This is a genomic window from Flavobacterium sp. (assembly GCF_027482425.1).
GTDB lineage: Bacteria > Bacteroidota > Bacteroidia > Flavobacteriales > Flavobacteriaceae > Flavobacterium.
This window is the reverse complement of record NZ_JAIXWA010000047.1, coordinates 23,405-30,217: the sequence shown is the minus strand read 5'-3', so window position 1 is coordinate 30,217 and position 6,813 is coordinate 23,405. Positions and strand designations below refer to the sequence as shown.

6 protein-coding genes are annotated in these 6,813 nt (G+C 40.3%); 2 read left to right on the top strand and 4 right to left on the bottom strand.

Features of this window, described 5'->3' with window-relative positions; translation table 11 throughout:
* Nucleotides 1-2,441, bottom strand: a 2,441-nt coding sequence (locus Q0037_RS06640) for a tetratricopeptide repeat protein (RefSeq protein ID WP_297516865.1), incomplete at its 3' end; no start/stop codon positions are given.
* A 246-nt stretch (nucleotides 2,442-2,687) separates the two neighbouring features.
* Between Q0037_RS06640 and Q0037_RS06635 the strand changes: the two genes are divergently transcribed.
* Both Q0037_RS06635 and Q0037_RS06630 read left to right on the top strand, forming a co-directional pair.
* Nucleotides 2,688-3,371 carry a cell division ATP-binding protein FtsE gene (locus Q0037_RS06635; RefSeq protein ID WP_297516864.1) on the top strand — a complete coding sequence of 228 codons (684 nt, stop codon included), beginning with the start codon at nucleotides 2,688-2,690 and terminating at the stop codon, nucleotides 3,369-3,371.
* Nucleotides 3,371-4,243, top strand: a complete 873-nt coding sequence (locus tag Q0037_RS06630; RefSeq protein WP_297516863.1) for a glycosyltransferase family 2 protein — start codon at nucleotides 3,371-3,373, stop codon at nucleotides 4,241-4,243. Before Q0037_RS06635 ends, Q0037_RS06630 begins: the two co-directional genes overlap by 1 nt.
* Here the strand turns inward: Q0037_RS06630 and Q0037_RS06625 are convergent.
* Genes Q0037_RS06625 through Q0037_RS06615 form a run of 3 tightly spaced genes read right to left on the bottom strand, consistent with a single transcriptional unit; the run spans nucleotide 4,218 to nucleotide 6,786 of the window.
* Nucleotides 4,218-5,285 carry a glycosyltransferase gene (locus Q0037_RS06625; RefSeq protein ID WP_297516862.1) on the bottom strand — a complete coding sequence of 356 codons (1,068 nt, stop codon included), beginning with the start codon at nucleotides 5,283-5,285 and terminating at the stop codon, nucleotides 4,218-4,220. The two genes, Q0037_RS06630 and Q0037_RS06625, sit on opposite strands and share 26 nt — an antisense overlap.
* A 23-nt stretch (nucleotides 5,286-5,308) precedes the next feature.
* Nucleotides 5,309-5,701, bottom strand: a complete 393-nt coding sequence (locus tag Q0037_RS06620) for an FdtA/QdtA family cupin domain-containing protein (protein ID WP_297516861.1) — start codon at nucleotides 5,699-5,701, stop codon at nucleotides 5,309-5,311.
* Nucleotides 5,698-6,786 carry a glycosyltransferase gene (locus Q0037_RS06615; protein ID WP_297516860.1) on the bottom strand — a complete coding sequence of 363 codons (1,089 nt, stop codon included), beginning with the start codon at nucleotides 6,784-6,786 and terminating at the stop codon, nucleotides 5,698-5,700. The genes Q0037_RS06620 and Q0037_RS06615 overlap by 4 nt, the downstream gene beginning before the upstream one ends.
* Nucleotides 6,787-6,813 lie beyond the last annotated feature (27 nt).

The window sequence follows — 6,813 nt, the reverse complement described above, 5'->3', positions numbered from 1 at the left end:
GCGGCTGTGTAATTATTCTTTTTCAAATGAATCTCACATAATCGCGCTAAGGACTGTTCTGTAAATTCGTTTTTAGGACGTGCAATCACTTGCTCATAGCGCGGCACAGCATTTTCACTCAACCCATCGGCATAATACGTTTGTGCTAAGTAAAAATTGGCTTTCAACGCATGAGCGCCCTGTGGAAATTTGGCCAAATACCCGTTTAAAGACGAAATAGCCAGTTTGGTATTGTTTTGCAAATACTGTTTTTCTGCTGCAGTGTAGGTGTCGTCATCCAACTCTTTGTCGGTGACTTCCACAAAGTTGAGCGTACGCACCCAAGTGGCATACTCGTCTACTTTTCCATTATCGACATAAATCAATCGCGCTGTGGCAACTCCTTCCAAGGCTTCAGGGGTACCCGGATAATCGGCAGCGACTTTCTTGAATTTGCTTAAAGCGGCCTCATCTTGATTGCCGTTATAATATACCAATCCCTGGCGTAATACCGCTTTGGCAGCATAAGTTCCCCCTGGAAATTCTTTTAACAAGGCATCATAGGTTTTAATCGCCATATCGGCTTTTCCCTCAGTAACATAGGTGTTCGCCAACTCAAACAAGGCATCATCGCGGTAGGGAGAGGACTTGAAGCTCTGTAAAAAACGGTTGAAGTCCTCAATCTTGCGGTCGTTTTTGGACACAAAACCATAGCTAATCGCTTTTTGATAGGCGGCATAATCGGCATCAACCCCTTTCATATCAATGGCTTTGTTGTAAGCATCCATCGCGGGCCAATATTTGGATGTCACAAATCGGCTGTCACCCAAGCGCAAATACGCATCATTTAAACGCGTTCGATCGTCTTTGACGGCATCTATTTGCTTTTGGAAATAATTACCCGCTTGATCGTATTCTTTTTGCTTAAAATAACAGTAAGCTATTGCATAGTTAATGTTCTTGTATTCAGGCGTGTTTTTGGCCTCGGCCATGCCTTCAAACTGTTTGAAACTCAATAAGGCCTCTTGGAAGTTATTGAACAAATAGTCGATTTCCCCTTTCCAAAAGGTAGCGCGCGCCGTAAACTTGGCATCCCGCGGATCGCGAAGTGAGGCTTTGAATAAAACCTGTGCCTCTTTGTAATCACCATCGGTATACAACTCCAAGCCGCGATAAAACGCCACTTTTTGGTAAGCAGCTCGCAATTCAGGAACTTTATTTTGTTCCAACAAATAAAGTGCTTCTTTATAATTTTTGGAAGTGATGTACGAATTGATCAGCAAGCCCTCTACCTCCGATTTATTGGGAGAATTCGGATATTTTTTCAAAAAACCAGTGAGAATATCGGGCACACTTTGAAACGAGTTTCCGATATCGTAACTCAATTTGGCGTAGTTCAAACTAGCGTCTTCTTGAATTTTGGGTTCGAAATCCATTTCAGAAGCACTTTTAAAAGCCGTCAAAGCCTGTGGTTTCTGATCGGTGCGCATATAGCTCTCGCCTAAGTGATAGTAAGCGTTTTGTGCTACTACATCTTTACCATCAATGATTTTATTGAATTGTAAAATAGCGTTTTCATAATCTTTTTGCTGGTAATAGGTATACCCCAATTGGTAATAATCGGTATTGCTCCATTTGCCTTTTTTTCCTTTGTATTCCTTCAAATATGGGAGCGCCTCAGCATAATTTTTTAGGTTAAAATAACTTTCGCCAATGATTTTATTCAACTCCGATTTTTCAGCCGGTGACGACTTCGCCATCGCAGTTTTCCCTTCCATGATTGCCTTTTCAAAAGCGCCCTGACGGAAACTCATATCGGCTTGGAAATAGGAAAGTTTCTCTTTGTATTTTTCATCGCCTGCAACTTGCTCAAAGTATTTAGAGGCGTCTTTAAAATTATCCCCTTCGTAAGCAATGACGCCGAGATAATACCGTGCCTGTGGACCATAGGTTTTGGTATTGGCGACTCGATTGAAATAATTGGATGCTTCTTTAATTTTCTTATCTGCAAAATAGGCATACCCTTTTTGAAAATTGAATTTATCCAATTGCTCAGGAGTAAGACCACTTTCGTCGACTTTATCAAAATAGGTAAGTGCACGACCAAAATCATTTTGCGCAAAAAAATAATGCGCCATATCGATGTACGTTTGATTCAACTTGGTACTTGAGGGATAATTGGCAGCAAAAGCCTCGACCAATTGCGGAGCATCGGGCTGGTTGAGATGTAAGGCACACGAAGCGATATAGTACGCACAATCCGCCTGTATTTCGGGATTCTTTTGACTCCGACGAACCGTTTCAAACAACCATTGGGCACCTTGGTATTGATGATCGTTATACAAAGCTACAGCACGGTCCATTTCGGAGCGGCTATGGGTATATACTGCCGATTGTTGGGCTGTCACTACCGATGTGACTGCCAAGCCATTAAACAGTAAAAATAATTCTAATTTGCGCATGAAAATCCAATTTAGCGATAATTCAAAAATAAAGTACTCCCATGGATAACGGGAGGTGCCGTTGTTTTATTATAAACATTTTTCTTAACAAAAAGACGGTGTTGGATTCTTTTCCAAAACTAAAATCATCAAAAAATAATCTTGATTCAACCCGCTTCAATGCGATCATTTCCAACCCGCTTCTTAAAATTTATTTTGAAAACCTACGTTATCTTACTACTTTTACCCCACTTAACAACCATACTTATGTCAAACGCTGTCGTATCGTTACAACAAGCTACTATTTATCAAGAGAATCGAGTCATCCTTTCACAAGTCAATTTGGAAGTAAATCCGGGTGATTTTTTATATATCATTGGAAAAAGTGGTACGGGAAAAAGTAGTTTGATGAAAACCTTGTATGGCGATTTGCCATTGACCCAAGGACAAGGACGTGTGGTGGATTATGATTTGGGCGCCTTAAAGGAAAAAGACATTCCTTTTCTCCGCCGAAAATTGGGTGTGGTGTTCCAAGATTTCAAACTCCTCCCCGACCGAAGTATTCAAGAAAACATGTTATTTGTGCTTAAAGCAACGGGGTGGACTGATAAAAATGCTATGCAGGACAAAATCGATGAAGTGCTCACCCATGTAGGCATGAAAGGATTTGCTGCCAAATTGCCACATCAACTATCGGGAGGTGAGCAACAACGTGTAGCCATTGCTCGCGCTTTATTGAATGATCCGGAAGTTATTTTAGCCGACGAACCCACAGGAAATCTCGACCCGCAAACAAGTGCTGAAGTCTTGGAATTATTGAAAAAAATTAACGGCAACGGCAAAACCATCATCATGGCAACCCACGATTATGCGTTGTTATTACAATATCCTTCCAAAACCTTAATATGTGAACACGGAGCCCTTTTTGAAGTGGTTCAAAAAACGGTGTAATGCTGTCCATACTCCTACCTATTTATCAACTCGATCCATTTCCTTTGGTAAAGGAGTTGCAACAACAATGCATTGCCTTGGAATTTCCATTTGAAATTCTTGTCTTTGACGACTCAACGGATGCGAATACAACGATAGCAGCTAACATCAACAGCTTACCACATTGTATTTATCATTTTAATTCAAAAACACTAGGACGAGGTGGTAATCGAAATGCTTTAGCACAAATGGCTAAAGGAACAATGCTTCTATTTTTGGATGGTGACATGTGGCCTCAAAGCAAAAATTTCATTGCGCATTATATCGCTTTAAGCACCAATTATCCTGTAGTTTTTGGTGGGATTGCTTACCGTGAAACGCCTCCTGAAGACAAACATCAATTGCGTTGGTTATTTGGTCGATCACGAGAAGCGTATTCTCTGAATCAGCGCAATAAAAATCCCTATTCAACTTGTTTCACCTCAAACCTTTTAATCGCAAAAAGGATATTAGATTTATATCCTTTTGATGCCACTTTAACCGCCTACGGGTATGAAGATTTACTATTTATTAAAACCTTACAACAAAATGGGATTCCTATTCATCATATCGATAATGCAGCCTATCACGATGGATTAGAAGATTCAGACATTTTTTTAGCTAAGACCGCTGAAGCCATCCGACATGCTGAAAAATTGCTCTCGATAGGAAAATTAGAAATTAATGATTTGAGGGTTTTCATTTGGAGTCAACGTCTAAAAAAATGGGGAGTACAACCGTTTTTTGCAGCAATTCTAAAAAAAGTAGCTCCTGCTTTGCAAAAAAAATTAGTAGGCCCAAGACCGAAACTATGGGTGTTAGATGTGTTTAAACTGTATTGTCTTTGGCGTTAGAACGTAGCGATTCGAATAACGCAACCCATTGTTTCATAACTGTTTCAGGCTGAAATCGCACGACAGATGCCATTGCTGTACTGGCATGTGGAGCATTTGGAAAATCAAGGGCTATTTCGTTCATTGCCGACAAAAAGGCTTCCGAATTATCCTCGGGGATTAAATATCCATGTTCTTGGGAAAGGAGTAATGCACGAGGTCCTACTGGGCAATCATAAGCCACACAGGGAACACCACAAGCCATCGCTTCCATTAATGCCATGGGAAGACCTTCAAAACGCGATGTCATTAAAAACATACCCGATTGTGCATAAATTGCTGTAATTGCTGGGGTAGGTTCTTCAAAATATACTGAATCCAAAATTCCTAATTGATGCGCTAATGCTTTGGAACTGCTTGTGGAACCTGATCCGAAAATTTGCAACGTCCAATCGGGATGATATTGAATGAATTTAGCCCAAATAGGTAACATTCGATCAATCCCTTTCTCATAACTATGGCGCGCGACCATCAAGGCTACTTTTTGGGGATTCCTAGGTAATGGGACGATCCAATTGGGGTTGGGTATTACTACAGTTGACCGTAACTTCCATTCCTTTTTTGCCATTTCTGACAATACCACTAGACAATCAAAACGCGCTGCCAATGGTCGTTTCATAAGCAATTCCATGAGGTATAGTGCATTTCTCCAACCCCAACTTCTTGACGGATAAATACGATTGTAATACGACCCATGCACTTCAAAAACTAAAGGAACATTTAATCTAAAAAAAGGAAGAAAGTATCCTTTAAAACCATCGCAAACCACAACAACGTCAGGCTTAACTTGAGCAACCGTATCTTTAATTCCTTGACGATATTGATTAAAATAAGACCAACGATTGCCCTTCAAATTCAAGTAATGCATTTGTATACGCGAATACATTGGATAAAAGGAAGGCGTTTGATCATGACATACGAGGTGAATGTCAAAATCAAAATGAGTAACTAGGTAGTTGAGCTTGAATGCTATGACACGTTGCACCCCCCCTTCGCCAGACATCCTTGGAAGTACATACAACAGTTTCATGAGATAAACTTCAGGAACTCTTTATAGGAACGAATATATTCTGATTCATCATAGGGTTCAGAAGCCAAAACCAAACAAACAGCGCCTGATGAAAAATTTTCTAGCTCTCGCCAAGTATTGTGCGTAATCAACAAGCCTTTATCCGGACGATTCAGGGTAATCCGTTGGGTAGTTTTTCCATCTTTCAACACTACATCAAAACTTCCCGAGACTGCAATGAGAACTTGCTGCAAGGTTTTGTGTGCATGACCTCCCCTTCGTGCTCCCGAAGGAACATCATATAAATAATAGACGCGTTTGACTTCGAAAGGAAGTGTATCTCCTTCCAAAATCGCAATATTCCCCTTGGGATTCTTAACTTTTGGTATATCTATCCAATCAATGGTCATAGTTTTTGGCTTATCAAATTTATCCACTGCGCTCCAACATGTTCCATTGAATATTTTGCAACAGAGGATTTTGCATAGTCTTTACAGCGTAAATATAACTCTTTATCACAAATCATTCGGTTTAATGCTTGAATATAGGCCGTTTCATCTTGATTGGAAACCAACAATCCATTGTATTCGTGCTGAATAATTTCGTTGGGGCCCGTTGGGCAATTGTACGCTATGACGGGAGTTCCAAAGAATAAAGACTCCAATAACACAGTCGGAAAACCTTCATTTTTACTCGTAAGCACTGAAAATAATGCTTTTGTGTAATAATCATGTGGATTCGTTACTCGTCCATGAAAATGTATCATCTTGGAACATACTAATTGAGCAGCTTGCTTTTGATATTCGGAAAGAAGATACCCTTCTCCTAAGATAATCAAATGAATCCCCCTCTGAGGCAACTCCGATTGGGCATACATCGCAATCAGACGATCATACTGTTTGATTGGATCATTCATACGTCCCACAGCCAAAATAAAAGGGGGTAAATCCAACGATGATGAATTAGGAAAAGTGGGATAAGCCACTGGGATATGGGTGACGTTTTTCAAACCATAGTGTGATTCCAATAATTGTTGAATCCCTTTGGAAACGGCTACTACAGCAGCCGCCTTTTGATAAATCCAACGAGCACCCCAAAGACCCCAAGGGACATACCACTCGGCACGAGCACTGTGCACGATCAATATGTAAGGGCTTCTGTAAATCAAACGGTGAATGAATAACTCTTGAAGGCCTTTTTTCTTTACACGCGTATCAATGATTATGTGAAAAGAGTGCGTCTTAAAAAAGTGTCGAAGAGCAAAAAAACGACGGAAACGATTCAAAAAAAAGGGCGATTTTCTTTTCAACCGACCCAAATTAAACACTTCGCCTTCATGAGCGTATTCAATCGCATCTAAAACCAAAACATGGTGCACTTGAATCCCTTTTTCTACCAAAAACGTTGACAATTGTGCGGAAAAACGCTCAGCACCTCCTCCAGCCAATTGATCGGAAACTAAACAAACGGTTATGTTATTTGATGGTACACCCAAAATTTTCTATTTTAGCCCGAACAAATA